The sequence below is a fragment of the Pseudoalteromonas rubra genome, from assembly GCF_000238295.3.
Classification (GTDB): Bacteria; Pseudomonadota; Gammaproteobacteria; order Enterobacterales; family Alteromonadaceae; genus Pseudoalteromonas; species Pseudoalteromonas rubra.
Map to the genome: position 1 here is coordinate 866,867 of NZ_AHCD03000044.1, position 25,395 is coordinate 892,261.

The 25,395-nt window shown below is 48.4% G+C and carries 24 protein-coding genes; 17 read left to right on the top strand and 7 right to left on the bottom strand.

Going from position 1 to position 25,395, the window contains the following annotated elements:
- Nucleotides 1-190: 190 nt before the first annotated feature.
- The 6 genes from PRUB_RS24380 (at nt 191) to PRUB_RS24405 (ending at nt 8,398) form a co-directional block, all read left to right on the top strand.
- Nucleotides 191-1,411, top strand: coding sequence for an ABC1 kinase family protein (locus PRUB_RS24380; RefSeq protein WP_010380575.1), 1,221 nt, complete (start codon nt 191-193; stop codon nt 1,409-1,411).
- Nucleotides 1,412-1,514: 103 nt separating this feature from the next.
- On the top strand, nt 1,515-1,850 hold the full coding sequence (locus tag PRUB_RS24385; RefSeq protein ID WP_010380577.1) for a hypothetical protein: 336 nt from the start codon (nt 1,515-1,517) through the stop codon (nt 1,848-1,850).
- Nucleotides 1,851-1,904: 54 nt separating this feature from the next.
- The gene (locus PRUB_RS24390) at nt 1,905-2,261 is read left to right on the top strand and encodes a hypothetical protein (protein WP_010380579.1); all 357 of its coding nucleotides are present in this window, start codon (nt 1,905-1,907) and stop codon (nt 2,259-2,261) included.
- A 112-nt stretch (nt 2,262-2,373) separates the two neighbouring features.
- A complete protein-coding gene (locus tag PRUB_RS24395) occupies nt 2,374-3,036 on the top strand; it encodes an ABC transporter ATP-binding protein (protein WP_010380582.1) in 663 nt (220 codons plus the stop codon).
- Entirely contained in the window at nt 3,027-5,555 is a 2,529-nt protein-coding gene (locus PRUB_RS24400; protein WP_010380585.1) for an ABC transporter permease, read from the top strand. The genes PRUB_RS24395 and PRUB_RS24400 overlap by 10 nt, the downstream gene beginning before the upstream one ends.
- 236 nt (nt 5,556-5,791) lie before the next feature.
- Nucleotides 5,792-8,398 (top strand): serine hydrolase, encoded by a 2,607-nt coding sequence (locus PRUB_RS24405; protein WP_162144648.1) that lies wholly within the window; start codon nt 5,792-5,794, stop codon nt 8,396-8,398.
- A gap of 48 nt (nt 8,399-8,446) precedes the next feature.
- Here PRUB_RS24405 and PRUB_RS24410 read toward each other — a convergent pair whose 3' ends face one another.
- Genes PRUB_RS24410 through PRUB_RS24420 form a run of 3 tightly spaced genes read right to left on the bottom strand, consistent with a single transcriptional unit; the run spans nt 8,447 to nt 9,749 of the window.
- Nucleotides 8,447-8,851, bottom strand: a complete 405-nt coding sequence (locus PRUB_RS24410; protein ID WP_010380589.1) for a hypothetical protein — start codon at nt 8,849-8,851, stop codon at nt 8,447-8,449.
- A complete protein-coding gene (locus PRUB_RS24415; RefSeq protein ID WP_010380591.1) occupies nt 8,848-9,372 on the bottom strand; it encodes a GNAT family N-acetyltransferase in 525 nt (174 codons plus the stop codon). Before PRUB_RS24415 ends, PRUB_RS24410 begins: the two co-directional genes overlap by 4 nt.
- Complete coding sequence (locus tag PRUB_RS24420; protein WP_010380594.1) at nt 9,369-9,749, bottom strand: DoxX-like family protein; 381 nt, start codon at nt 9,747-9,749, stop codon at nt 9,369-9,371. The genes PRUB_RS24415 and PRUB_RS24420 overlap by 4 nt, the downstream gene beginning before the upstream one ends.
- A gap of 105 nt (nt 9,750-9,854) precedes the next feature.
- Here PRUB_RS24420 and PRUB_RS24425 point away from each other — a divergent pair, with 105 nt between their 5' ends.
- Nucleotides 9,855-11,072, top strand: a complete 1,218-nt coding sequence (locus PRUB_RS24425) for a serine hydrolase domain-containing protein (protein ID WP_010380596.1) — start codon at nt 9,855-9,857, stop codon at nt 11,070-11,072.
- On the opposite strand, the gene PRUB_RS24430 is transcribed toward PRUB_RS24425, so the two are convergent.
- Together PRUB_RS24430 and PRUB_RS24435 are read right to left on the bottom strand one after the other, a co-directional pair.
- Complete coding sequence (locus PRUB_RS24430; protein WP_010380598.1) at nt 11,056-11,631, bottom strand: FMN-binding negative transcriptional regulator; 576 nt, start codon at nt 11,629-11,631, stop codon at nt 11,056-11,058. The two genes, PRUB_RS24425 and PRUB_RS24430, sit on opposite strands and share 17 nt — an antisense overlap.
- Complete coding sequence (locus tag PRUB_RS24435) at nt 11,628-12,203, bottom strand: GNAT family N-acetyltransferase (protein ID WP_010380600.1); 576 nt, start codon at nt 12,201-12,203, stop codon at nt 11,628-11,630. Before PRUB_RS24435 ends, PRUB_RS24430 begins: the two co-directional genes overlap by 4 nt.
- A 125-nt stretch (nt 12,204-12,328) precedes the next feature.
- Here PRUB_RS24435 and pdxR point away from each other — a divergent pair, with 125 nt between their 5' ends.
- From pdxR to PRUB_RS24450, 3 genes are all read left to right on the top strand, one after another.
- Entirely contained in the window at nt 12,329-13,768 is a 1,440-nt protein-coding gene (gene pdxR / locus PRUB_RS24440; protein ID WP_010380602.1) for a MocR-like pyridoxine biosynthesis transcription factor PdxR, read from the top strand.
- A 328-nt stretch (nt 13,769-14,096) separates the two neighbouring features.
- The gene (locus PRUB_RS24445) at nt 14,097-14,468 is read left to right on the top strand and encodes a hypothetical protein (protein ID WP_010380605.1); all 372 of its coding nucleotides are present in this window, start codon (nt 14,097-14,099) and stop codon (nt 14,466-14,468) included.
- Nucleotides 14,469-14,563: 95 nt separating this feature from the next.
- The gene (locus PRUB_RS24450; RefSeq protein ID WP_010380606.1) at nt 14,564-14,935 is read left to right on the top strand and encodes a hypothetical protein; all 372 of its coding nucleotides are present in this window, start codon (nt 14,564-14,566) and stop codon (nt 14,933-14,935) included.
- A gap of 31 nt (nt 14,936-14,966) precedes the next feature.
- Here PRUB_RS24450 and PRUB_RS24455 read toward each other — a convergent pair whose 3' ends face one another.
- On the bottom strand, nt 14,967-15,440 hold the full coding sequence (locus PRUB_RS24455; RefSeq protein WP_010380608.1) for a SixA phosphatase family protein: 474 nt from the start codon (nt 15,438-15,440) through the stop codon (nt 14,967-14,969).
- Between the two features lie 336 nt (nt 15,441-15,776).
- Between PRUB_RS24455 and PRUB_RS24460 the strand changes: the two genes are divergently transcribed.
- The 6 genes from PRUB_RS24460 (at nt 15,777) to PRUB_RS24485 (ending at nt 23,146) form a co-directional block, all read left to right on the top strand.
- Nucleotides 15,777-17,033 (top strand): efflux RND transporter periplasmic adaptor subunit, encoded by a 1,257-nt coding sequence (locus tag PRUB_RS24460; protein WP_010380610.1) that lies wholly within the window; start codon nt 15,777-15,779, stop codon nt 17,031-17,033.
- A 15-nt stretch (nt 17,034-17,048) separates the two neighbouring features.
- Nucleotides 17,049-17,762, top strand: a complete 714-nt coding sequence (locus PRUB_RS24465; RefSeq protein WP_010380612.1) for an ABC transporter ATP-binding protein — start codon at nt 17,049-17,051, stop codon at nt 17,760-17,762.
- A 1-nt stretch (nt 17,763) separates the two neighbouring features.
- Nucleotides 17,764-19,077, top strand: coding sequence for an ABC transporter permease (locus PRUB_RS24470; RefSeq protein ID WP_010380615.1), 1,314 nt, complete (start codon nt 17,764-17,766; stop codon nt 19,075-19,077).
- A gap of 12 nt (nt 19,078-19,089) precedes the next feature.
- Nucleotides 19,090-20,295 (top strand): ABC transporter permease, encoded by a 1,206-nt coding sequence (locus PRUB_RS24475; RefSeq protein WP_010380617.1) that lies wholly within the window; start codon nt 19,090-19,092, stop codon nt 20,293-20,295.
- Nucleotides 20,296-20,491: 196 nt separating this feature from the next.
- Nucleotides 20,492-21,829: a sigma-54-dependent transcriptional regulator gene (locus PRUB_RS24480; protein WP_040644815.1), complete on the top strand. Its 1,338-nt coding sequence runs from the start codon at nt 20,492-20,494 to the stop codon at nt 21,827-21,829.
- Nucleotides 21,830-23,146, top strand: a complete 1,317-nt coding sequence (locus PRUB_RS24485) for a sensor histidine kinase (protein ID WP_010380621.1) — start codon at nt 21,830-21,832, stop codon at nt 23,144-23,146. It abuts the gene before it with no gap.
- Here PRUB_RS24485 and PRUB_RS24490 read toward each other — a convergent pair.
- Nucleotides 23,108-23,458, bottom strand: a complete 351-nt coding sequence (locus PRUB_RS24490) for a hypothetical protein (RefSeq protein ID WP_040644797.1) — start codon at nt 23,456-23,458, stop codon at nt 23,108-23,110. The genes PRUB_RS24485 and PRUB_RS24490 overlap by 39 nt on opposite strands.
- 122 nt (nt 23,459-23,580) lie before the next feature.
- On the opposite strand from PRUB_RS24490, the gene PRUB_RS24495 reads away from it, so the two are divergent.
- The gene (locus PRUB_RS24495) at nt 23,581-25,392 is read left to right on the top strand and encodes an ATP-binding protein (protein WP_010380623.1); all 1,812 of its coding nucleotides are present in this window, start codon (nt 23,581-23,583) and stop codon (nt 25,390-25,392) included.
- The last annotated feature ends 3 nt before the right edge of the window (nt 25,393-25,395 follow it).

Here is a 25,395-nt window from a genome sequence, read left to right on the forward strand (position 1 = left end):
ATAGATGTATCAAGTAATAGGCCGATTTTGCCTGCTATCCTGAACGAAATGAGTAAACTGTACGTATTGTAAGGATAAATTCAAATACAGGGGTAGCGTGTTGAACAACAAATCGCGACGAGTTCCGTCCAGTCGCCTGAGCAGGCTGGCACACTTTGGCGGGCTGGCAGGAAAAGTAGCATCCAATGTCATGATTGCCGGTGCCAAACAGGCTTTGAGTGGACAAAAAACCAACCGAACCGAGTTGTTACTCCAGCCCGGCAACGTTCAGGCTGTTGCTGATAAACTGTCTCATTTGCGCGGTGCGGCTATGAAGCTGGGGCAGCTGCTGTCAATGGATGCCGGGGAGCTGTTACCTGCGGAGTTATCCGCTTTGCTGGAGCGACTCAGAGCTGATGCCGCACCAATGCCACATAAACAGCTGGTTGCAACGTTTGAAAAAGAGCTCGGAGCCGACTGGCTGGACAAATTCAGTCACGTTGATTTGAATAGTTTCGCCCGCGCTTCAATAGGACAAGTACACAAGGCGACTTCTGAGCAGGGGAAAGCGCTGGCGATTAAAGTGCAGTACCCTGGCGTTGCCGACAGCATTCATAGTGATGTTGATAATGTTGTGAGCCTGATTAAACTGTCTGGTTTGTTGCCAAAAACCTTAAACATAACGCCTTTAGTCGAAGAAGCCAAAGTACAGCTGCTGGCTGAGACTAACTACCAGCAAGAAGCCAAATCACTTACGGCGTTTGCAACCGCGCTGGCGGGTAACCCGCACTTTAAGGTGCCAAACAGCTATCCCGATCTGAGTACTCAGCATTTACTGACCATGGAGTTTGTAGAGGGTAAACCCCTTGAAGACATGGCATCCTTGCCTCAGAACACCCGTGATGAGCTGGCATTTCGTTTAATTGAGCTGTTTTTTACTGAGATGTTTGAATTGAGTATGATCCAGACCGATCCTAACCTGGCAAATTATCAGTACAACCCAGATACAGGGCAGATTATTCTGCTTGATTTCGGTGCAACCAGAGTCATTTCACCGGCATTGAGTCAGAGCTACAAAGCATTGCTTCTGGCTGGTGCCGAAGGCAACCGAGAGGCTTTGAAGGAAGCTGCCTGCGAGATCGGGTATTTTTCTCAGGACATAGATCCGAATTACCAACACGCCGTGTTGTCTTTGTTTGAACTGGCCATTTCACCACTGCGAGCCGAAGCACCATTTGACTTTGCTGCCAGTGGACTGGCAAAGCAGATCAGTGAACAGGGCAGGCAATTGAGTATGCAGTCCAGTCAGTGGCATACGCCGCCGGTTGATGCCTTGTTTATTCATCGCAAGCTGGCGGGATTGTATCTGATAGCTGCCAGGCTGAAGGCACGAGTTGATCTTCGACCTTTGCTAAGTGTTCTGGAGTACTAACACGCCTCTCTTTATTGTTTCCGTGTTGTTTGTAATAAAGAAACAATTGAGTCCATTCTGTAGATATTTTATAGTTTACACTTTAACAACAAAGAGAACGATTATGATCAAACGGATGTTGGGAGCGACCCTGCTGGTTGCCTCATTTGCTTCTTCAGCGGTAACTGATATTGGGCTTGGCACATTAAAAGGTGTGAAAGTATATGACTTTGCCAGCAGCAAAGAGATTCGATTGTATTTTGGCAACGATGTACAGTATGAGATGACTGGATGTAACAAAACCGCAACAATAACGTACAGCAAGCACAGTGCGGATAAAATGAACCACTTTCTGAGCCTGGCTTTAGCTGCTTACATGTCTGGTAAAAAAGTTCGTCTGACATCGGCTTCAGATACCTGTGAAGTAAGTCTGATGTCGCTTCAGGAATCGCGTTTCTAGTCTTTTTGTTTAAAATGACAAGTGTGTAGTTTTTCGTAAATAGGAGTACGACAGATGAAAACAATGAACATAAGCGCTGTGGTTGCAGGTATGCTGGCGTTTTTGTCTCTGGGGGCTCAGGCTACAGTGACAAGTGGTGGCTATTATAAAATTGATAAGCTTTACACGTGGGCAGACTACACTGACAACGTTTTTTTAATCACGTTAGAATCGCAAAGTGCCTCTGCACAAGAAAATTGCCCGTTTGGGTACTGGCTGGACAAGTCGTCCACGACCAATGGTAATGTTTTCAGTGCTGCACTTGCGGCTTATCATGCAAATACAAAAGTACTTATTTATGCGGATGAAACTGCTGACTGGAGCGGATTGCGTTCCAAAGAGTGTAAAATAAAGTCCATTATCAGTGAGTAAGCGTGTTTCATAGCAGCGCGAGTGCAAAACAAAGTGCTGTTACTATTTCACGTTCCTTTCACAGCGATGAGTTCAAGCTGGATCCCATGATAAATCATTCAGGGATCCAGATATGGCTCTGTCACTCGAGGTCAGTGACCTTAATCACAGTATAAAACTGCACAATGGTACACAGCTGGCATTAATAGATGCTCTATCGTTGCGCATTGAAGCCGGCGAGCACATTGCAATTGTGGGGGCGTCCGGGTGCGGTAAATCAACATTGCTGTCTTTATTAGCTGGCCTGACACCCGTTCAGTCCGGACACGTCGCTTATCGCGCTAAAAACCAGGCGCTGAATACCACCAATATACCCGCGCACAGCGGCTTTGTATTTCAACAGTTTCATTTGTTACCTGAGCTCAATGCGCTTGAGAATGTTGCACTGCCTTTGCAGCTCCGAGGCCATTGTGATGCGGCTCAGCAGGCAACACACTGGCTGGCGCAAATGGGGCTGGAGCAGCGACTCACGCACAACGTGACTCAGTTAAGTGGTGGCGAGCAACAAAGGGTCGCTATTGCCCGTGCCTTATGTGTCAGGCCGCAGGTGCTGTTTGCGGATGAACCCACCGGCAATCTGGATGAAACCACCGCGGCGCACGTGATTGACTTGATGCTAAGTGGCGCCAGACAGAGCGGCACTACACTGCTGTTGGTAACACATGATATGGCTTTGGCAAAGCGGGCAGACAAAGCGTTTCGTCTAAGTCACGGGAGGCTCATGTTATGTCAATAGAGCAGGCAGCAACAAGTTACCCCCTCAGGCAGCAAGAAGTCTCGCCCGGCTACGCTGTGTTTGCATTTGCCTTGATACTTTGGCGGCAGATCATGCAAGGTAAATACTGGCTCACACTAGGAGCGCTGAGTATATTATTTTTTTACTTACTGTTCAGCAGTTTACTGGGTCAGGGCGTTGAGCGGTTTTTGGCACACAATCTCCAGGCTACTTTGGGTGCCGATACACAAGTGACGGTGCGGCGAACCTGGCATGAGTCGGAGTTAACCTGGGTTAGGGCGCACAGCGACTCCCATAGTTTACAGTCTCAATACCGTGTTAGTCTGAGTCATCAATCGCATCATCAGCCCGTGCTTCTCAAAGCCGTTGATAGCCATTACCCGCTTCAGGGCGACATTCATATTAGTCTTAGTAAAGCGCTTAATACACAGCGTGTGCAACAGGGGCCATCACGCGGAGAAGTTTGGCTGGAACCCAGGCTGGCGGTGGCTCTGGCGGTTGAGTTGGGTGATACCATCATGTTGGGAGGCACGCAATTACGTGTCTCTGCGTTGTTGCAACTTGAGCCCGACCGAATATTGGAAGGCTTTGGCAGCGATATGCGTGCCATGGTATCCGACGCCAGTTTGCGCCCTGAACAACTTACACCCCACTTCAGCAGAGCGTTAATGTTGCACACCAGGTTGTCTGAAGAGGAAATTACCCGATTTCAATCAAGCTCTCCCACCGCGCAGATAGTCAGCAAGTCTCTTAATAATTATCCACTGGCAAAAGTCTGGGAGCGGGTGCAGAATTTTCTCGGACTGCTGAGCTTGATCATCGTTTTATTGAGCGTGTTGATCCTGTGGTTGTGTAGTCAGGTACAAATGCAGCCACTGAAGAAAAGCGTATCGGTTTTATTGACCTGCGGCATGTCGCGGCGCATGTTGCCGGTGCTGGCGATCGTGGCAGGCGCAATGCAATTATTGTTGAGTTTGCTGCCAGCGCTCATCTTGTCGTTACTGGCAAGTCATGGGGTCAGCTATATCGCGCAGGCATACATTGACGGGTTTAGTTTGCAATGGCAGTGGCAAGATTTACTGGCTGCCTGCGCTTTGGCCACGGTTGTGTATGTGTTCATCGCGTTACCTGTGTGGTTGTCTTTGCTTCAGGGAGACATTCGTTTGCTTCTGGCGCAACGTACTGAGCCAAAGCGCTGGCGTTGGCTTGCCATGCTAAGCCCAGTGGGTCTGCTGGCAGCCCTGGTGGTTAATTACACAGACAACTGGTTGCTCAGTGGCATGTTGCTGAGTGGACTAGGGGTGTGCGTGCTACTGGTGCTTTTCGTGACCTGGCTGGTGTTGCGGTTTGGTGGTTATCTGTTGCCAAGTGCCTGGGTGCTGTCAAGGTTTAGTCTGTTGCTGTTACGTAAGCGCATGTCGGTCAAGCTGGTGCAAATCACGGCGCTGGGCCTGAGCGTCACTTTGTTACTGCTGTGCTTCAACATGGGGCGTGATGTGACCAGCATGCTGTCACTGTATCTCTATCAGAATCAGGGTAATGTGTTTGTCAGCCGGGCGAATGATGAGCAAAAAGCAGCGTTGGAATCTTTTGTCAGTCGATATCAGGGCCACATTAAAGAGATGAAGCCCTTTCAGTTGGCGCAGGTAACCCACATCAATGGCATAGCAATACTAGAGCGTGATGTTCAGCCCAGTGATACTCTGCGCCGTCTGGAGCAGCCTGTAAACTTGCATTGGCGGGCGCAAACACCTGAAAATGTGCGGATCACACAGGGGGCATGGCCTGATGCACTTGCCCGGACGGGGGTTTCTGTCGATCAGGAGGTATTCGAAGATTTGGCGCTCTCAATGGGTGATAGGGTACAGCTTGTCGTTGGCAGTGAATCTGTCGAAGCCAGTGTTACGGCCGTTCATCGGCATAAACCTGGTGCCAGCTCAGTGACATTTTGGTTTGTGTTACAACAAAGCAGGCCGCCCAGTGTTGCAGAGCCCGTCTATCATATGGGCAGTATCGAGCTAAATGCGCAGGGTGTAGCGGCAATCGGTACGGTGTGGCGTGCACATCCTCAGTTGCGCCTGGTCACTGTGGATGCGTTGCTGGAGAAGATCCGGGCGCAGGTTCAGGCATTGATCACATTGGTTCTGAGTTACGCTGCGTTTATTGTGTTGCTCAGCAACTTGCTGATGGTGGCGGCTATCCAGACCCATATGGAAAAAGACCAGATACGCAATGGACTGCTGCTTAGCTTTGGGCTGTCTCCAACACAAGGCCTGAAGATCTTCCTGTTTGAGTGGCTGACGGTGACCTTGATCCCCGCTTTATGCGCTGTTGGCGCAATTTACAGCTTTATAGACGCATTCTATCAACAGAATTTGGCTATGCCTTATCAGGGCAGTCTGATACGGATGCTGGCTGAGGCCCTCGCGATTGCACTGGTGGTTGCCATCAGTGGCATTTTACTCAGTCGTAAGCAATTGCGTAGCAGCGCCATAGAATTACTAAACGAAGGCGGTTAACTCCATGGCTGGCAGCGGCCATGGCAAAAAGATGAACAAAACGTGATTAAATGCAAGCAAACCAGAGGAAGCCCCACATTTAGGTACACTTACTGACAGTTCGCAACAGGGTTAAACAACCTTGGACAAGCATACTACAGAATCGAGCAAGGCATTCATCTAGCCTTAAGTCTCCTCATAAGGACCAGCCCGGGTTGGCCGGGCTGGAAGACAATCAAATGGAAAAGGACGAAGGTATGCTTGACTTGATGGGTAAGAAAATGACGGGGTGGAAACCACTGAGCCTGGTGAGTGCAGCTTTACTTATGGCTGGTTGTGGTAATAGTAATGATAATCATGCGCTTGCTAAGCATCGGGGTGTGTGGGTGCAACAGGGCACGGGTAATCTGTGGCAGTTTGATACAGATAATTTGCGGCGTTTTCAGTACAACACCCATGGATGTGTGCTGATTGAGACGCATCCATACAAGGATCTGGATGCTCTGGATGAATATCTTAAAAGCGACAAGAGCACACTGACGTTGACCACCCATGCGACGAATGACTGGGTGTTTGCGAAACAATCTGAAATGCGCGAGCAATGTAAACCGAAGCAGCGCCTCAGCGGTGACGACCCTATTGCCAACTTTGAGTACTTCTGGCACACATTTAATGATTATTATGCATTTTTTGAACTCAGAGAAATCGACTGGCAGGCGGCGTATTCGGCATATCGACCACAGATCAATGCTGATACTACGCCAGAGCAGCTTGCAAACGTGTTTGAGGCTATGCTCGAAGATTTTGATGATGTGCATGTGTCACTAACGGATGACAAGCGCTTTGAGATCTCCGGTGAAGGTGAGACAGAGTTGTATGAAGATTTGGCCTGGCTTATGGTACAACGCCATGGAGACGACTGGGAGGCACACATTGAGCAGGCCTACAACAATCAGTTAAATGCTTTCGCTGAAATAACGAGTTTGTATCTGACCGATAAACAACTAACCCGTTATGAAAACAGCAATGCGCTGGGCTGGGGCAAACTGGATGGCAACCTGGGTTATATTCGCATAGATCGTGAGTCTGCTATGCTGGCCAGTGAAGAAACCGATGTAGACAGTTTCTTTGATATCATTTCACAGGCAAAGCAGGATATCGAAGACACCCAAACGTTAATGCGTGAAGTGATGAAAGACCTGGCTGACAGCGATGGCATCATCATTGACCTGCGGGTTAACGATGGGGGATTTGATGGCGTGTCGTTGGAAATCGCACGCTTCTTTAATGCCAAAGAGCAGACAGTGGCATACAAGCAGATCCTCAATGGCGATCATCAGCAGGATAAACAGGCTCTAACACTTAAAGCCGCACCCGATCAGGCTTACACTAAACCCGTTTATGTACTGACTGGCGAGCTGGCTTACAGCGCTGGTGAAGTGTTAACTCAAACCCTCAAATCCTTAGAGCATGTAACGCTAGTCGGCGGTGCGACTAACGGCGCGGTATCTGATGCGTTGGATTTTATGCTGCCAAATGGGTGGACCGGCTCGTTGAGCCACCAAACCTACTCCGACCTCAATAACCAGGGACTTGAAGGCGCAGGGGTAATGCCGGATATCGCGGTGCCCGTTTATACGACAAAAGAAGTTGAATGGTCGTCGGATAACGTGCTCGATTACGCCATTCAGGCAATGGGCGCGACGCCCGGCCGGGGTTTCGATTTCACCTCAGTTGACCAGGCATTTACGCAGGGCCTAGCGGATATGGACATTCCTGGGGTTGCTGTGGCGGTTATTAAAGACGGCCAGATCATTTTTGAAAAAGGCTACGGTATCGCAAATTTAGAGACCAATCAGCCCATGACAGTCCACGCGCCAATGAATGTAGGCTCAACCAGTAAAGCAGTGATGGGAACAGGCTTCATGCAGTTGATAGAGCAAGGCCTGCTCAGTCTGGACACGCCGCTGGCGCAAATGAATTTGCCATTTGAAATTACGCACCCGAATACAGAGCGCGATATCACTCTGCGCCACTTAGTAACGCATACTTCAGGTATCAGTGATACACAGTTATACAATTGCAGCTACTACATTCACGGCACCAACCTGTCTTTGTATGCGCAGGGCGGGCATGAGTTGTGTGAAGAAACTACGCTGACAGGTGCGACTGAGTTCTACCAGGCCTATTTGCTGCCAGGTGGTCAGTACTTCACGGAAGATGTCTATCTTGGTGAAGGTAGTGTGCCGGCGGGCAGCATTCATAGCTACACCAATGTAGGCGCTGGACTGGCGGGGTATGCCGTTGAACATCTGCTTAATATCAGTCTGGTGGACCAGATGAAGCAGAACTTATTTGCGCCTTTGGGCATGAATAATACCCATTGGGACTACACGCAGTTGCCAGAAGAAAACCCGAAAACGCCTCAGTATACGATAGATGGCGATGGGGTTGCGCAGTACGTGCCTGAGTTCAGCTATCCGACCTTTTTTGATGGGGATCTGAATTCGTCTGCTCACGACCTGGCACGCTTGTTAATTGCTATCAGTCAGGGAGGCACACTGGACAATGTCAGGGTGTTGAGTGAGCAAAGTGTTGAAACTATGCTGTCTGTACAAACAGACGTACCAACGTACTGGATGGACACACAAGGGCTCTTTTGGTTCTGGCAAGGTCCATTTGTAGGCCATGACGGGGGAGATCCGGGCACCCATACTATCATGACCTACAACCCCTACACCAAAACTGGGATAGTGGCCCTGTCGAATGCTGAAGATGGTCACTATGGAGATGGTTCAAATATGCTGCGTTTACAGACGCACCTGGCAGCGTTTTACCGCGCCGGCGTGGCACATCAGGAGTAACGTATAATAGTGACATCTAAATAAGGAGGGTTTATGCCCTCCTTATTACTATAACAGGGTAAACCCTTGTGGTGCTTTTGGCGCTTCAAATTGATACAGGTTGACATAAATGATCACCGGCTTTTTCTGGCCCGGATAGCTGAGTTCATACTTATCCAACATACCACCGCCAAATGGCATAGATTTATCTTCAAACGGGCAACAGCTGCCAAGCCGTTTTACCTGCACAGGCTCGCCATTGGGGCCCGTCAGGCTCTGAAAATACTCAATATGGCTGCCTTCATACTTAGAGCCACGCAAAAAGCCGCCAAGTTTGACAGGCTTATGGGTGGCATAGCCATATTCAGGATCGGTTGCAGTCAATGCAGCCTCTCCCTGAATGCCGGGCTCGGATGGGGTGCTTTGACAGCCGCTTAACAGGGCGAAAAAGATAATGAGGAGTGCGTATTTCATATCAGGTTTCCTGTGGTGATCTTATAGACATTGTTATTGATTGTATTGCCGAATGCTTCAAAACTGAGTGTGCCAATTTGTTTTGCACCAAGCCGATGGTAGAACTGATTCGCGGCGTTTTCAGTCCAGGTGTAAAGCCATATAGGTGTGCCAAATTGTCTTGCAGTGTGCCGTAGTAAGGCACGTCCTACACCTGTGCCCTGACACGACTTATGCACATAGAGCTTGTCAATTTCATAGCCATTGTGCGGGGTCTGATAGTGGCTGGCCAGGTTAAGCTGGATATAGCCTTGTAACAGGCCACTTCTTTCACCAACGAATAGCCGGTGATCCTCTTGTTCGAGTAATGACTGAAAATAGGACACTGTGAAAGTGCTGTTCACGTATTCAAGGTACTCTGAACGGATCCCGTCTGTGGCGTAAGTGTCCAGCCAAACCTCAGCAGACAGCTGGGCCAGTTTCTGACAGTCCTGCACTGTTGCACTGCGGATCATCAGGACAGTTTTGTTGTCTTTATTCATTCCTTGACCTGTTGCGAGGGGTTGGTGGGCAATAACAAAACGCTCAGCATAATCAGGGGCAGGTTGGTGGTCACCGGGTTAAATGCTTCAAACAAAATCACAGGTTGCAATACGGCAACTGCCAGTAGTAAACCAACTAATGCCACAATATTCAGATAGACAATGGCTGGTGTTCGATACCAGATGTAGAACACAACAGCCCAGATGATTTCTCCTATGCCTGCAGAGCGTATCAGCAGGTGCGTTAAATCATCTTCCAGTCCCAGACTGGCAGAGATCTGCCACTCCAGTGGGGCAATGCTGAGTAATTTGGGGACTAAGCCGTGATAAAACCAGGCGAAAGCGATTGTTAAACGGGCTAGCTGAATAATGGGCATTGGCAGTAACGTATAAGATTTATATAGATATATTGCCCAGTGTATGTTTTTGTACCGAAATTTAAAGTAGTTTGTATCAACATTACTACGCTAAGAGCTAATTAAGTGGATATTAAAAAGTTACTTATCAGCGCCTGCCTTGTCATGCTGCTCCTGTTAGTTAGCGGTTGCAGCCGGAGTCAGCCAGTAGGGCCTGTCAAAGCAGAAGATGCTGACAGTGACTTACATCAACACGTGGATCTTTTGCTCGCGGGTTTAGTATCGGACTTTATTCCCGGCGTGAGCATTTACATTGAAACGCCGAATGGCGGATATGCTGCCAGTGCAGGATATGCAGATCTGGATACACTGATACCTATGACCAGCCAGAGCAGGATCCCCAATGGGAGCGCCGGAAAAAAGCTGATTGGGTTACTGGGGGCGATTCTGGATGATAAACAGTTGCTCAGTCTCGATGAACCTGTGATGCCCTGGTTGCCGCACGATATCGCCAGGAAGATAAAAGACATAGACAAAATGACGCTACGTCAGCTGCTGAATCACAGTTCAGGCGTAATTGAATACAATGATGTGGGCGAACTGGACTTTATACGCGCGCAACTGGCTCAGCAGGCGAATCGTAAGGGGAATAAGTTCGCACTGCAGTTTGTTTTTGGTCAGTCAACCTATTTTGAACCGGGAAGTGACTTTGCTTATTCCAATTCTGGTTATGTGCTGGCTGCTGTGGCAATAGAAAACAAACTCCAACGTCCACTGGGGGCGCTGCTTCGGGAGCAAGTTATTGAGCCGCTGGGGTTGAGCGAAACCTTTGTTAAAGGGTATGACAGTGCGGCTGATGACGTGGCGTCTGGCTATTTTTTTAATATGGATGAGCCTGATTTTGTGCTGCCATACCGCCAGCGATACAACACCAAACAGCTGATTGTGAATACGGCATTAGCAGATGCGCCGATTGCGGCAAGTGCAAGGGACATGGCCAAGCTACTTAAAGCCATCTTTGTTAAAGCGCAGCCTGTTAACGATCGTATTTACCGTAATATGGTCGGTGATAAGCATCTACAAACGGCCCGCTGGTTGCCGGGTTTTATGGGTGGGGCTTTGTATTATGGTTTAGGGGTGATGGTTGAAAAGCATGAAGACGGCGTTTTATACCACCATGGCGGCAATGAGTTTGGCTATAACACGCAAAGTGTTTATCTAGCCGAGCAGGACGTGGCGATCGGATTGATCGCCAATTGTGGTGCTCAGGATGAGTGTGATGAACCGGTTATTGCGCTGACTCAGGCACTGATCACACGTTTTACCGCTAATAATAGCGACTAAGTGGATTCCCCTGAGTTTCCAGCAGGTGTGCTATGCTCTGCCGGGTTTCATCACTTTTATTTTGGCTTAGCTTAAATGTGCCTGTGATCGACTCAATCTCAATTTTGAAAAAAAACAGCTGCGAAAATAATTTCGAGATTTGATTGTCACTGAGCACCGACATATCCCAGGGGTTAACGGGCGACTCGAATTGTTTTAGCTGCTGACACAATGCTGCGCGTTTCTCTTCAGGATCCGTGATTTGTGTGAGTTGTCCTCGAATATGCGCCGTGGCGTAATCCCAGGTTGGCAGCGGCAGGCCTTTTACCTCACTGGGAGATAAATATGCATCCGGCCCTCTGAACAACACCTGTAGCTGTGCTTTATCCAATTGCGTGAGCGGGTTCGCTGGGTTGGCATGCCCTAACAAGTGGGTTTTGTCATGGTTCAAACTCAAAGACATGTGGACAAAAGGGGTGTCAGAGTTTGGCACAATCAGGGTTGCCAGTGGATGTTCATCTATCAATTGCCAAAGGCGTTCGGTATTTTGCTCCGAAAAGGCGCTGCGTGGATAACTCATAACCAGCCCTCCAGTTTACTTTTTACGTCAGGCCACATGTCATCTGTGATCACAAACTGGGCAGTGTTACGAAAGGCATCAGGCGCGATGCGCTGATCTTTGAGTATGAGCCCTTCAAACTGTGCACCCAGGCGGGTAATCGCCGCTCGCGATGTCTGATTGTGCTCGTGTGTGCGCAGTTGCACGCGCACCAGACCCAGCGTTTCAAAGGCATGTTTCAGTAACAGATATTTTGCATGGGTATTGATATGGCTACGTTGCCATTGCTCGCCAATAAAGGTGTGGCCTATTTCAGCACTGAGGTTGGTCTTGTGCAATCTGAATAAGCGGGTACTGCCTGCCACCTGGTTGCTGTGTTTGTCGATGATCACCAGGGGCAACTGAACATCTGGGTCAAATTGCGCCGAGTGTTCAAACCAGTGTGTTAGCGTTTCATCTGACTTGCAGTAATTGTCTAGTACCCAGGTCCATAGCCTGGTCTGCTCAGCAAAGCCACGTAAATGTGGCAGATGTTCACGAGAAAGCGGCTCTAGTCGTACTTTGTCTGATCCCAGCGTAATTTGTTTCAGCATAAGTCTTTACTCCAATAACTGTGTTCCAACTAGGCTCAGCTTAGTCTTTTCTGGTAGGTTATAAACAACCAGAATTACATTTTTAACTAGACCAGAGTGTTCCAGGCCTGGTCGGGAGAGAAAGCATGTTGACCGGCGTACCACTGACTCAGGATTCACCCAAGCACATACAGTTGGCCGAGCAGATTTGTGCTGCAATTAAGCAGGGACATCTGCGGCCCAACGATCCGCTGCCCTCGGCCAGAAAGCTTGCGCAGTTATATGGCATTAATCGCCACACGGTGATGACCGCACTGCAAAATTTGGTGGCTCAGGGTTGGCTGTCCTCCGAGCAAAGACGTGGTTACCGGGTTAATCAGGCCTTGCCGATTGAGTCCAGTCTGCACATTGTGAGGCCCAGTGCACAGGTCAGGGACATACAAGCTGACTTTGCACTATCGCTGTCGGCAGGTGAGCTAAGTGATAGAGAAAATACTCAGTATGAGTATAGTTTTGCCGGTGGCCTGGCCGATCTGATGGAGTTCCCTTACGATGAGTTTCGTCGTCACCTGAGTCAGGCTTGCCGTGCTGTGAATGTTGCACAGCTGCACTACGGTAATTGTAGCGGTGAGCCGGCTTTGAAGCAGCAACTTCAGCACTACCTGCGCCGTGCCCGAGCTTTAGAATGTGATGATCTGCTGGTGTGTAATGGCTCTCAGGAAGCGTTGTTTTTGATTGCTAAAGCTTTTATCAGAAGCGGCGAGGGCGTGGCGGTGGAATCACTGGGTTACCCACCGGCGCACCGGGCGTTTGAGGCATGCGGTGCGACACTGCATGGTATCGCCCAGGATAAAGAAGGGCTGAATGTCGACAGCCTGCGCACTTGCTTTGAACAGAACCGCATTAAGCTGCTGTACTTAACGCCCTTGCACCAGTATCCGACTATGGTGACCTTATCTATTGGACGTCGGATGGCGATATATCAGCTATGTGCAGAATATGGTGTGTTTATCATTGAGGACGATTATGACCATGAGTTCCATTATCGCTGCCCACCGTTGCAGCCAATGGCGGCGAGTGATCCTCATGGGATTGTGATTTATGTCTCGACGTTCTCGAAAATCATGTTTGCCGGCGCCAGAATGGGTTATTTGGTGGCCAGAGCGGATGTACTGAGTGAATTGATATCACTGAAGCAATTGATGAATCATAAAAACGACATCCTACTGCAAATGGCTTTAGCGAACTGGATGGCCAGCGGTGAGTTTGAACGTCATTTAAGACGCATGACCAAGCGTTATCAGGCTCGCTGTGATGCATTGGCATCTGAACTCCAACGCTATCAGCAGTCCGGGTATCCATTGACCTTTACTGTGCCAGATGGCGGTATGGCATTTTGGGTGAATACACATCAGGATGTATCTGCTTTGAGTGCCCGTGCCGCAGAGCTGGGGGTTTATGTTCAGACCGAGGCTGAATTCTGGCGATTTCCACAACAACACTATACCCATATTCGTCTTGGTTTTGCCGGTCAGAATGAAGATAAAATGCGTTCAGGGTTGTCGCGCATAATCTCGTTACTTTGAATGCTGAATGACAAGCAATACATCGCTGGCATTTGATATTCAGACCCGGATCACAGAACGGAGCGTTCAATTGTTCGTGGTGCGATTAATATATTAATACTAAACAGTAATTTAACGAAAAATATTTCCACCAATCTTAAATGTTTGAAGGGGTGCAATAGGTGAGTAAAAATATAACCAAAGTGTAACCATTTTGTTTTTATTGTGTCTTTTGGTTTTTTGAATGTTGACTTTTACGTGTCGGTGCAGCTAGCTTTATTAACGAATGTTGCAATGATTGTTTCATTTCAATATCAATCGGTTCACAATAATGATAAGGACAATAACTATGAAGACAACAATAAAAGCTTTCGCGCTCGTAGCCGGTACCCTGTTTGCTGGTTCTGCCTTCTCTGCACAGGTTGTATGTGACGTTTACCCTAAATCCAATGGCAGCAGCTGGGGTAATGGTACAGCTAACTGTTCTGGTTTTGACTATTCATTCGGCAGATCAACCAATGGCCGCTATTACTTGAAAGACGTTACTAAGTCTATTCAGGAAGTACGCTGGGAAGGTGATGCGCGATGCACTGGCGGTACTAGCTGTAACGCGACTATTCGGGCGTACACCAGTAATAGTGCATCAGCATTGATCCTATACAAAGACGGCACCTGGGAAAGAACTAATTCGGCAAGTGCGTTTTACGAAACGGGTCACTAGGGTATTGCCTGACATTGTCGCTCTGGTGCGGTTAGCGCCCGTCGGCGCGGCAATTAATAGCTTTGTCTTACTTTATATAAATAAGGAATATATCAATGAAAACAACAATAAAAGCCTTTGCTCTGGTAGCGGGAACATTCTTTGCGGGCTCTGCATTTTCTGCACAACTGGTATGTGACGTATATCCAAAAAGTGGCGGTCATAGCTGGGGTAACGGCACAGCTAACTGCTCAGGCATAGATTTCTCGTTCGGCAGCTCTACGGGTGGACGCTTCTACCTGAAAAATGTCACTAAGCCTATCGAACAAGTAAGCTGGAGTGGAGATGCCCGTTGTTCTGGAGGCACAAGTTGTAATGTCACAATCCGTGCATACAGCAACACGTCTGCGTCGGCATTGATCCTGTACAAAGATGGTACCTGGGAGCGCACCAAGACTGCCAGTGCATACTACGAAACAGGTCATTAACCACTGATGAGAGGCCCAGTGCTGCTGGGCCTCATTCATTTGAATCTTGCTCTTCCAATACGGCTTTACCATCCTGCCAGCTAACGATAAACACCTTATTAAATTCATCCTCGCGAATACTGACAGCTTGTCCGCTCAGTAACTTTACCAACTCTGGTGTGGTGTTACTGTGACCCGCAACCACAATGGTCCCCGAGTAGGTTTTGAGTTGCGCAGCAAAATCGGCCAATGCCCGTGGGTCATACAATTGCACTGGCACTGAGGTCGCAGTGCTTAAAGGTGCCAGCGTCTGTCTTGTCCGGTTGTAATCTGTTGAAAATAAAAGGCCAGGGTTCAAAGGGGCCAGCAAGGTGGCGAGTCTTTGTGCCCTTAGTTGGCCCTGTGGCGTGAGTTCAGGATCCTTGCCCTTCATTTTTTCTGCGTGGCGCAGCAAAACAATCTGCTCTGGCTGCGCATATACAGTAACCGAAGCGAGCGTTATCAGTATCAGGAGTAGGGTTTTCATTGTATTTCTTATCCTAAAAACGAAAGCCAACAGTGTGTCTAATTTTGTCCCTGATAGCAAATGGCGCCAGCCAGGGTCGTCCTGTCCGCTTTCGGTGATCTGTCCGGTTTTGCTCAAAATAGCGGACACTTTTTCCGTCCGCGGACACTTTTACTCTGACCTGAAAATTACTTAGTTTAATAAAAACAATAAGTTAAAAATTGGCACGACTCTGGTATTCATTTTACTAAACCGATGACAGGACACTTCGACATGCACAGGGTTATGGTTTTGCCATTGAGCAATGTTGAAAGCAGAACCTGACAATGACGAAGTGAATAAGACTAAGGAGTACTCATGATTAAAGACACCAGTCAACAGGATTTAGTGGTGAAACCCGGGAGAGTGAGCTGGAAAAAGGCCATCGGTGCGATTGTGCTAATTGGTGCTTTAGGCGCCACCGCACGTGCCATTTCTATGGCTGATACATCCGGTCGTTCATTTGAACTCAGCGCTTTGCAGGTGGCAACAGTGTCGCAAGGAGATTTTGTACGCGATATCCTGGCCAGTGGCAGAATTGTTGCCGCGAATGCACCGCAAGTTTATAGCCCCGAAGAAGGCTTTGTTGATTTGTTGGTAAAAGCGGGTGATACCGTGGCAGCCGGTGACGTCATTGCCAGGGTCGTCAGTCCGACGCTGACTAATGAGCTAAAACAACAGCAGGCTGAGCTGGCTCGTCTGAGCGATGGCCTGGCACGAGAGCAACTGGAGGTCAGACGCGAGACGTTGGCACTCAATCGCAGCCTGGAACTGGCTAAGGTGACACTGGATGCCGCCGAGCGTGAGAATCGCCGGGCCCAGCTTTCCATAAAGAAAAACCTGATCAGCCAAATTGACCTTGAAGAAGCGGTGGATGACTTAGCGCGTGCCCGGCTGAACTACCGTCATGCTCAGCAGGAAGTTGCGTTGGGTAAAGATACCCTGGCGTTTGAGCTGGCCGCGGCGAGCAACCTGGTAGAGCGACAGCAACTGGTTGTGGATGAACTACAGCGTAAGGTGAATGCATTGGATATCAATGCACCGGTAAGTGGATTAGTCGGCAACTTGTTGGTTCAGACTAAGGCTGCGGTCTCAGCCCAGCAGGCACTGATGACTTTAGTTGATTTATCCGCCTATGAAGCACAACTGCAAGTGCCTGAAAGTTATGCTAATGAGCTCGGTCTGGGCATGAGTGTAGTACTGCAAGTTGGTGCCAGTGAAGTGTATGGTAAGCTCTCTGCGATTTCTCCGGAGGTCAGCAATCGGGAAGTGACGACCAGAGTACGTTTTGATCAAAGCGATATTGGTGGGATCCGTCAGAATCAACGTTTGTCTGCTCGCATCCTGTTGGATCACAAAGAGGGTGTGATGAAAGTGCGCCGGGGTTCATTTATGAATGCAGGCGGAAACGTCGTTTACCGTATTGAAGGTGATGTCGCGACGCGTCTGGATGTGCGCACTGGCGCATCCAGTGTCAATGAAGTGGAAATTTTGGATGGCCTGAAACCTGGCGACCAAATCATAGTATCTAATTACGAACAATTTGAACAAGCACCTTTAGTGCAACTGAGATAAAAAAGGATAACAACAATGCTAGATATGAAAGCGATCAGTAAAGTTTATCAAACTGACATGGTACAGACTCATGCACTTCGGGATTTTAATCTGCATGTGGCTGAAGGAGAGTTCGTGGCTGTGACCGGTCCGTCGGGCTCAGGCAAAACCACTTTTTTAAATATTGCGGGCATGCTGGAGCCTTTCAGTGGCGGGCAATATAGTCTGGACGGCGTCGATATCGGCAAACTCAATGATAACGCCAGAGCCGATTTACGAAACCAAAAAATTGGCTTTATTTTCCAAGGCTTTAACCTTATTCCAGACCTTAACCTATACGAAAATGTGGAAGTACCTTTGCGATACCGTGGTATTAAGTCGGCAGAACGTAAACGTCGGGTAGAGGAGTGTCTTGAGCTGGTAGGCCTGGCTGGGCGGGCTAAGCATTTACCTCAACAATTATCAGGCGGTCAGCAACAACGTGTTGCGATTGCCAGAGCGCTGGCAGGACGACCGCGTTTTCTATTAGCGGATGAACCGACTGGTAATCTCGATAGTCTGATGGCTCGTCAGGTAATGGAGTTGCTTGAGCAAATTAACCGCGAGGGTGCAACCATTGTAATGGTGACCCATGACCCTGAACTGGCACGCCGGGCACCACGCAATATTCAAATTGTAGATGGCCGGGTGACAGATTTCACCCTGTATCAGGGCCGTTCATCTGAAGCGCCGATAGCAGCAGGAGGTTAATATGTTTGTTCATTATATTGATTTGGCCTGGCGCAGTTTGCGCCAAACGCCCATGGTGACCTTCTTGATGATCTTAGCCATCGCAATCGGCATTGGGGTGACGATGACGACTTTGTCTGTTTATCACATGATGTCTATGGATCCGATCCCGCATAAGAGCGATCGTTTATTTGCGGTGCAATTGCAAACGATGGATGACGGTGAAACATGGCTGACAGACGACGATATTCCGTATCAGTTAACTTATCCGGATGCCATTAATCTTCAAGCGTTGCCTGGAGAGTTTGCGCGCGCGGCGATGATCCGCGCCGGGTTTTCCGTTCATCTTAATACACCAAGGAGTAAGCCCTTTATTGAAAATGCACGGGTGACCGGTCGTGACTTCTTTAGCATGTTTGACCTGACTTTCATTCATGGTGGAGCCTGGACAGAAGCACAGTCACGTGATGCAGCTCCTGTGGTTGTTATAGACGAGGAAATGGCACAACAGCTATTTGGTAAGACAGACGTTGTGGGGGAGTCGCTGTTTCTTGGTGAGCGTCGTCAGGAAATCGTGGGCGTGACGCAAAAATGGCGACCAACCATTAAATTCTATGACCTGAACAATGGCAGTTTTGGTAAGGCAGAGCGACTGTTCGTCCCCTTCAGCCATGTTAAGGCCTATGACGTTGATACCTGGGGTAATACCAATGGCTGGAAATTTGAAGAAACTCGGGACTTTAACGACAAAATGAACTCAGAAATGCTGTGGATCCAGTTTTGGGTTCAGTTAGACACACCGCAGCAACGTCAGGCTTTTGGCGACATGTTGATGGCCTATATGCAACAGCAACAAAATCAGGGGCGTTTTAATCGAGACTCGCTGGCGTATTCATTGCAGGACGTAAACGCCTGGATGAACTACAACGATGTCATCAGTGAAGACAATAAAATCCTGGTCGGATTAAGCTTTATGTTTCTCGCCGTGTGTGTGGCTAATATTTTGGGCTTGTTATTGGCCAAGTTCATGCGCCGTGCTGCTGATGTAGGTGTAAGGCGAGCGCTGGGCGCCAGTAAGCGTCAGGTATTTTATCAACATCTGGTGGAAGTTGGCTTATTAGGCCTGCTCGGTGGCACGCTGGGGGTATTATTTGCGCAGTTGGGCTTGCTGGGAGTACGTCAGACCTATAACTATTACGAAGGCCTGGCCAATATGGATTGGGTGATGTTGCTCAGCGCGCCTGCTATCGCAATCTCAGCCTGTATTCTGGCGGGGCTTTATCCAGCCTGGCTTGTTTGCCGAACCACACCTGCTACCCATCTGAAAGTGCAATAAAAGGAGTGTCACATGTTTGAATTAAAACCGACCATTAACGCACTGATGCGTTCTAAGTTGGGGGCTGTATTGTTAATCCTTCAGCTTGCAATCACACTGGCAATTGTCAGTAACGCGGTATCCATTATTCAGGACCGGATGGCCTATCTTAATAAAGAGACGGGTTATCCGGAAGACGACATTTTTAAGTTCAATTCACTGAATTTTGATAAGCAATTAGACCTGCTGCAACAGGTGGAGCTGGATGAGCAAAGCTTGCGTGGTATTACCGGTGTTATCGACGCCGTTGCCATTAGCTCAGTACCCTTGTCAGGCAGTGGCAGTTCCGGTGGCTTTCAGCTCAAACCCGAACCACAAGAGAGTAAAAGGTCTACTATGGGCTATGTTACGGGCGACGAGCATACCCTTAATACATTGGGTTTGTCTGTTTCAGAAGGACGTGATTTTAACGAGGCGGATGTGGTGGTGATTGATGAAAGCGATGCCCGCCCCTCCGTAGTTATTGTCAGTCGTGCGCTGTCTGATGAGCTATTCGGAGCAGGTAAGGGGTTGGGTGAAACCATTTATTGGGGCGCCGATCCGCTAAGCATAATAGGCATTGTCGAAACTATGGCTAATCAGTGGCCTAAAAGTAGCTTTGGCGAGAAAGCGGCCATTATTCCTATGATCCGAGTGGGTAATTTCCAAAAGTACTTGGTCAGAACTGCACCGGGATCGCGCGCTCAGGTAATGCGTCAGATTGAAGAGTTGATGTTGTCCAGTCATCGCGACCGGGTGGTGAGTGATATCACAGGGTTAGATCAGAAAAAAGCACGTTACGATGCCAAGGATGTATTGATGATGCGCATGTTGATGACGCTGATTGTGGTATTGGTGGTAGTCACCGCGTTAGGTATTTTCGGCTTGTCGACCTTTAATATCAGCAAAAGAACCAAGCAGATTGGCACACGTCGAGCGCTGGGCGCCAGAAAGTCAGCGATTGTGCGCTATTTTGTCGTAGAGAATGCGCTGATATGTACAGTAGGGCTCATGCTGGGAAGCGCTGCGGCAGTGCTCCTTGGACAGAAGTTAATGCAGTGGTATTCCGTACCGGCGCTGGGTTACTCATTCATTGTCGTAACGGCAAGCTTATTGTTAGTGATGAGTTTGCTGTCGGTACTTATGCCCGCGCTGCGAGCGGCTAATATCTCCCCAAGCATCGCGACACGGAGTGTTTGATTAAGGCCTAATGCAGTAAACCAGGCTTCCGGCAATCAGAGGCGGATTGTCGGAGCCTGGATAAAGGACAACGCACATAGCCATATGTTTCGTTATTACCTGCTGATATTAAAAAGGAACATGATACACTGGCAACAGGTGTCACAATAATGGAAATGACAGACCCTACGGATATTATGCGAGCACAATAATAATGATGAATAAGATACTCGTCGTCGATGATAACCAGGCTGTGTTAGATGCACTTTCACTGTTACTGGAACTCCATGACTATCAGGTCGAAACGGCTTTAACCCCCTTTGAAGCGCTACAGATAGTGCGCTATCAGCGCATCGCTTTGGTGATCCAGGATATGAACTTTACTGCCGATACAACGTCCGGAGAGGAAGGCAAAGCGCTGTTTCAGGAGTTGCGGGCGATTAATCCGCATTTACCTGTGATTCTGATCACTGCCTGGACCGAGCTGGAAATGGCCATTGAGCTGGTTAAAGCTGGCGCTGCGGATTATCTGGCCAAGCCCTGGGATGACCAAAAGCTCATTACATCGGTTGCCAACCTGATTGCCTTGGGTAAGGCAAAAGAAAAAAATGAACAGCATGAACGTATTGCGCAACAGCGTGAAGCCCTCAACGCCGGTGCCGACCTGCGTGGTTTAATTTTCCGCAGTGGCGCGATGCAGCGTGTTGTGGACATGGCGGTGCAAGTTGCGAAATCTGATGTGGCGGTGTTGATCACCGGAGATAACGGCAGTGGCAAAGAAAAAGTGGCAGAGATTATTCAGGCCAACTCAGCGCTTCAAACGGCGCCATTTATTAAAGTAAATGCCGGTGCGCTGCCACAGGAGCTGATAGAAGCTGAGCTGTTTGGTGCAGAGGCGGGCGCTTATACCGGTGCAAATAAACAACGTATCGGGCGCTTTGAAGCCGCCGATGGAGGTACTTTGTTTCTGGATGAAATTGGTAACTTACCTTTATCGGGTCAGATGAAGTTACTTAGAGTGCTTCAGACAGGTGAATTTGAACGCTTGGGGTCAGTCGAAACCCGTCGTGTGAATGTCAGGGTTATCTCGGCCACAAATGCAGATTTGTTGACAGACATCCAAAGTGGCCGGTTTCGCCAGGATTTATATTATCGACTCAATGTCATTGAACTGAATTTGCCCCCGCTGAAATCGCGTAGTGACGATATTATTCCGCTTATCTCACATTTTTTACCTGATCGTGAACTGAGCCTGAGTGCGGAAAGCGCGCTGTTGAGTTATGACTGGCCCGGTAATGTCAGGGAGCTGGAAAATGCATGTAAGCGTGCCGCAGTGCTTAACCCGCAGGGTGTATTGGAAGTCGATGACTTTGGCTTACAACCCATAAGCGCGCCTGCTCAAACACCAGACTCTGGCAAGCAAGAGCCGGGAAAAGCTGAACTTGAGGCGGCGATGAGGCAATTTCAAGGGGTGATAGCGAAAGTTGCACGTCATTTTGGTATGAGCCGACAGGCCTTATATCGACGGTTGCAAAAACATGGTATTGACTATTAAATGAAGATGCCTGGACTTTCTATCGCACATAAACTTTATCTGGCGCTGGCTCTGACCCTGTTGGTCGTCAGTTTGCCGTTGTTGAGCTTGGTGGCATGGCAAACCTGGATGGCGGCTTTACTGGCGGCAATTTTGCTGGGGTTCGCCATACTTAGACTGCTAACCCGAAAGCTATTTGCCGGTTTGCAGGCACTGGAAAGTGGTTTACTGAACTTTAAAGACAGCGACTTTTCGACTCTGCTGGCGTATCAGAATGACGATGAACTGGGCAGATTGTGTCAGTTATATAATGAATCGGCAGCACAACTCAGGAATGAAAAGCAGTGGATTTATCAACGTGAGTTAATGCTGGATAAAGTGCTACATAGCGCGCCTCAGGTATTGTTGCTGACTGATGATAAGGGCATTGTGGTGTTTTCTAATCACAGTGCAAAGGCCTTGCTTAATTGTGAGCACAACCTGGAAGGTATGAAACTGGAAGAACTTGCTCGGCAAGCAAACCCGGCTTTGTACAATGCTTTGTCAGAAGCCACGGATGGGTTGTTTGAGTTGCAATGCAACCAAGACGACAAGCAGACCTGGCATTTATCCAACGGTGAGTTATTACTCAATAATCAGTTTCATCGGCTTTACATCTTTAAGCAGCTTACTCGTGAATTAAATAGACAGGAAGTCGCGGTATGGAAGAAGGTGATCCGTATCATCAGTCACGAGCTAAATAACTCGCTGGGGCCGATTTCTTCAATGCTGCACAGTGGTAAAATACTGGCCAATAAGTTGGAAGATACGCGGCTTGAGCGGGTGTTTTCGACTATAGACGAGCGGATCAGCCATCTGACCGAGTTTGTGCAAGGGTATGGAAAATTTGCCAAATTGCCCTCTCCCAGACTGGCTCCTGTCGCATTGCCTGAGCTACTGACACAATTGCAAGCCCATTGGCAATTTAGTTACACGCAGGCGGATACCCTGCCTCAGAGCCGGCAGCTGCTTGCTGATGCAGCTCAATTGGAACAGCTACTGATTAATTTACTCAAGAATGCTCATGAGTCGGGTAGTGCCCCGGATGAGGTCGGAATTGAGGTGGGCTTTACGGCTCAGCATGTTCAGATCCGTGTTGTTGATTCCGGGCAGGGTATGACAGAACATATTATGGCTAATGCCTTAATTCCGTTTTACTCTACCAAATCAAGTGGCACAGGTTTAGGCCTGGCATTATGTCGCGAAATCGTGGAAGCACATCATGGCCACATCCAGTTAAAAAACCGTGCGCAAGGCGGTTTAAGTGTCGAGATCCGTTTGCCGCTCACGACCATCTGATTGGGAAGCAGGGCGCGCCGGGCAGCCCTTTACCTTTTCCAGCCAGGATACTGTGTTAGCGGCAATGACTATGGTACCCGATACCACCAGACTGGCTGCACTTGCTAACCCGAAACCAGCTAAAACCAGCGCGCAGGCATCCCCGCGGCACTGACTGACGGCGTGCATTTGTGTGCTGGTTAGTGTTTTCTTGCGCAACATCATTTTGCATTTTGGGTCGTAATATTGCGTATCCTGTGGAGCAAACATGCAACCACTGACAAATAATGTACTCAGCAACCACAAGCCCGCAAGGGGTTTTAAACGTGTCACGTGGACCTCTATTGGGTGAAAGTCATGCCAAAGTATGGCAGGAATCGCATTGCCAAGCTTGAACTAGATTGAAAAATGCACATACTCAAATAAGTAGGGTATGAATGACGTTTTGACAGATTATGGTTGATCCGCTCAAACAGGTAAAGCAACTCAGAGTCAAGTTGCTGTTATTATTAGTTGTTGTGTTTGTGGCACTGACAGCCATCGTACCGTTTGTGATCTCCAGTTTAAATGAACGCAATGACCTGAATTTACATATCGATTCAATCAAAAAAATAACCAGTGAAATCATCTACTATGATGAAGTTTTGACCATGTCATCGCGTATGTATACCTTTACCGGGGATGAAAAATGGTCGCAGCGTTATCTTAATATTGCCAACACGCTCGATAAAACCTTGTTAGAAGCCAGGGCGCTGGATCCAGCGATTGCTGACGCGATAGCACAAACCGTTCAGATAAACACACAACTGATAGAAATAGAGACTCAGGCTTTTGCGTTGAGCCGTGCCGGTATGCAGCTTCAGGCTCAAAAAATACTACTGGATGACACGTACTTTGCGCTTAAGTCGCAGTATCAGGCAACCGTTTTTGCCGCACTGGACAAAACAAGGGCACTCAGTGAGACTGAACTGGTAAAACAAAATGAAGTGAAAACCAGCATTTTGCTCTCCTCTTTGGTTGTATTGACTCTGTTATTCTTGGTTTTCATCGCTTATTTGTATCGTCACAATAAGCAAGCCGACGAGACGATGGCAGATCTGCTGAAATCACTTAACGGCTCGATAGCGCAGTTAAAGGCGACTTCGGGAGAGTTGGTATTGGCAAATAAAGCGAAGTCGCAGCTGTTGGCTAATATGTCGCACGAGTTCAGAACGCCAATCAACGGTCTGTATGGGGCCCTTCAGCTGTTACGTAAAGAAAAACTTTCAGCTGAAAGTAGCTCGTTGCTGGATACGGCGACTATGTGTAGTGAAATGCTCTCAACCTTGGTAAATGACATTCTAGATTTCACTCAGATGGAAGTAGGTAAGTTGCAATTGGATGTCGGTGAATTTGAACTGAATAAAGTAACCAAAGCTGTGGAGCATATATTTCGCCACGAATGTGAGCAGAAAAAACTGCGCTTTGAGTACAAGTTCGACGTAGCGCAAACACTAAGAGTGGGTGATGAACTGCGTCTTAAGCAGGTGCTGATAAACTTGCTCAGTAATGCCGTTAAGTTTACTGTGCAGGGCCGTATCTCTCTGTCTGTGGTGGCAGTGTCGGATTCACAATGGGTTGATATTGTGATCCGTGATACCGGGATTGGTATGAGCGAGCACGAGATCACTAAACTCTTTGAGCAATTTGAACAAGGTGATGCATCACCTACCCGGCTTAACGGGGGGACTGGGCTTGGCCTGGCAATCGTTAAGTCTCTGGTCGATGCCATGGAGGGGAAAATTGACATTACCAGCCAGACTGGAGTGGGTACCAGTATCAAAGTATCTTTGCCACTGCAGCTGGTTGATGCTCAGGAAGATGTGAGCCGTAGTCATGGCCAGAATGTGAATGGAGAAGGCTTGTTGCAGGGCCTATCGGTGCTGATTGTTGAAGATAATGCGGTGAATCAAATTATCCTTCAGAAAATGCTGGTGACCCAGGGGGCCAAAACGGCCGTGGCAAGTAATGGTCAGGATGCAATAGATAAGATGAATTCAGAAGTTCGTTTGGTTCTGATGGACATTCAGATGCCAGTGATGGGCGGCATAGAGGCATTTCAGGTGATCAGAAATCAGTGGCCAATCGTGCCCGTGATAGCGGTAACCGCCAATGTGTTTGATAGCGATATTTCACACTATGCGGATCTGGGCTTTGACGCCGTTGTGGCCAAACCCATTTCTCAGTCTGAACTGACAGATACCATACTAACCACCAATTGTGTCTGAATG

What these genes read in the sequence shown, in the direction of transcription:
- PRUB_RS24455 (WP_010380608.1), bottom strand. Translation starts at nt 15,440, where the DNA reads ATGAAAACCCTACTCCTGATACTGATAACGCTCGCTTCGGTTACTGTA.
- PRUB_RS24415 (WP_010380591.1), bottom strand. Translation starts at nt 9,372, where the DNA reads ATGAATAAAGACAACAAAACTGTCCTGATGATCCGCAGTGCAACAGTG.
- PRUB_RS24385 (WP_010380577.1), top strand. Translation starts at nt 1,515, where the DNA reads ATGATCAAACGGATGTTGGGAGCGACCCTGCTGGTTGCCTCATTTGCT.
- PRUB_RS24405 (WP_162144648.1), top strand. Translation starts at nt 5,792, where the DNA reads ATGCTTGACTTGATGGGTAAGAAAATGACGGGGTGGAAACCACTGAGC.
- PRUB_RS24475 (WP_010380617.1), top strand. Translation starts at nt 19,090, where the DNA reads ATGTTTGAATTAAAACCGACCATTAACGCACTGATGCGTTCTAAGTTG.
- PRUB_RS24420 (WP_010380594.1), bottom strand. Translation starts at nt 9,749, where the DNA reads ATGCCCATTATTCAGCTAGCCCGTTTAACAATCGCTTTCGCCTGGTTT.
- PRUB_RS24445 (WP_010380605.1), top strand. Translation starts at nt 14,097, where the DNA reads ATGAAGACAACAATAAAAGCTTTCGCGCTCGTAGCCGGTACCCTGTTT.
- PRUB_RS24435 (WP_010380600.1), bottom strand. Translation starts at nt 12,203, where the DNA reads ATGCTGAAACAAATTACGCTGGGATCAGACAAAGTACGACTAGAGCCG.
- PRUB_RS24460 (WP_010380610.1), top strand. Translation starts at nt 15,777, where the DNA reads ATGATTAAAGACACCAGTCAACAGGATTTAGTGGTGAAACCCGGGAGA.
- pdxR (WP_010380602.1), top strand. Translation starts at nt 12,329, where the DNA reads ATGTTGACCGGCGTACCACTGACTCAGGATTCACCCAAGCACATACAG.
- PRUB_RS24480 (WP_040644815.1), top strand. Translation starts at nt 20,492, where the DNA reads ATGAATAAGATACTCGTCGTCGATGATAACCAGGCTGTGTTAGATGCA.
- PRUB_RS24380 (WP_010380575.1), top strand. Translation starts at nt 191, where the DNA reads ATGATTGCCGGTGCCAAACAGGCTTTGAGTGGACAAAAAACCAACCGA.
- PRUB_RS24450 (WP_010380606.1), top strand. Translation starts at nt 14,564, where the DNA reads ATGAAAACAACAATAAAAGCCTTTGCTCTGGTAGCGGGAACATTCTTT.
- PRUB_RS24395 (WP_010380582.1), top strand. Translation starts at nt 2,374, where the DNA reads ATGGCTCTGTCACTCGAGGTCAGTGACCTTAATCACAGTATAAAACTG.
- PRUB_RS24465 (WP_010380612.1), top strand. Translation starts at nt 17,049, where the DNA reads ATGCTAGATATGAAAGCGATCAGTAAAGTTTATCAAACTGACATGGTA.
- PRUB_RS24485 (WP_010380621.1), top strand. Translation starts at nt 21,830, where the DNA reads ATGAAGATGCCTGGACTTTCTATCGCACATAAACTTTATCTGGCGCTG.
- PRUB_RS24400 (WP_010380585.1), top strand. Translation starts at nt 3,027, where the DNA reads ATGTCAATAGAGCAGGCAGCAACAAGTTACCCCCTCAGGCAGCAAGAA.
- PRUB_RS24390 (WP_010380579.1), top strand. Translation starts at nt 1,905, where the DNA reads ATGAAAACAATGAACATAAGCGCTGTGGTTGCAGGTATGCTGGCGTTT.
- PRUB_RS24430 (WP_010380598.1), bottom strand. Translation starts at nt 11,631, where the DNA reads ATGAGTTATCCACGCAGCGCCTTTTCGGAGCAAAATACCGAACGCCTT.
- PRUB_RS24495 (WP_010380623.1), top strand. Translation starts at nt 23,581, where the DNA reads ATGGTTGATCCGCTCAAACAGGTAAAGCAACTCAGAGTCAAGTTGCTG.
- PRUB_RS24470 (WP_010380615.1), top strand. Translation starts at nt 17,764, where the DNA reads ATGTTTGTTCATTATATTGATTTGGCCTGGCGCAGTTTGCGCCAAACG.
- PRUB_RS24410 (WP_010380589.1), bottom strand. Translation starts at nt 8,851, where the DNA reads ATGAAATACGCACTCCTCATTATCTTTTTCGCCCTGTTAAGCGGCTGT.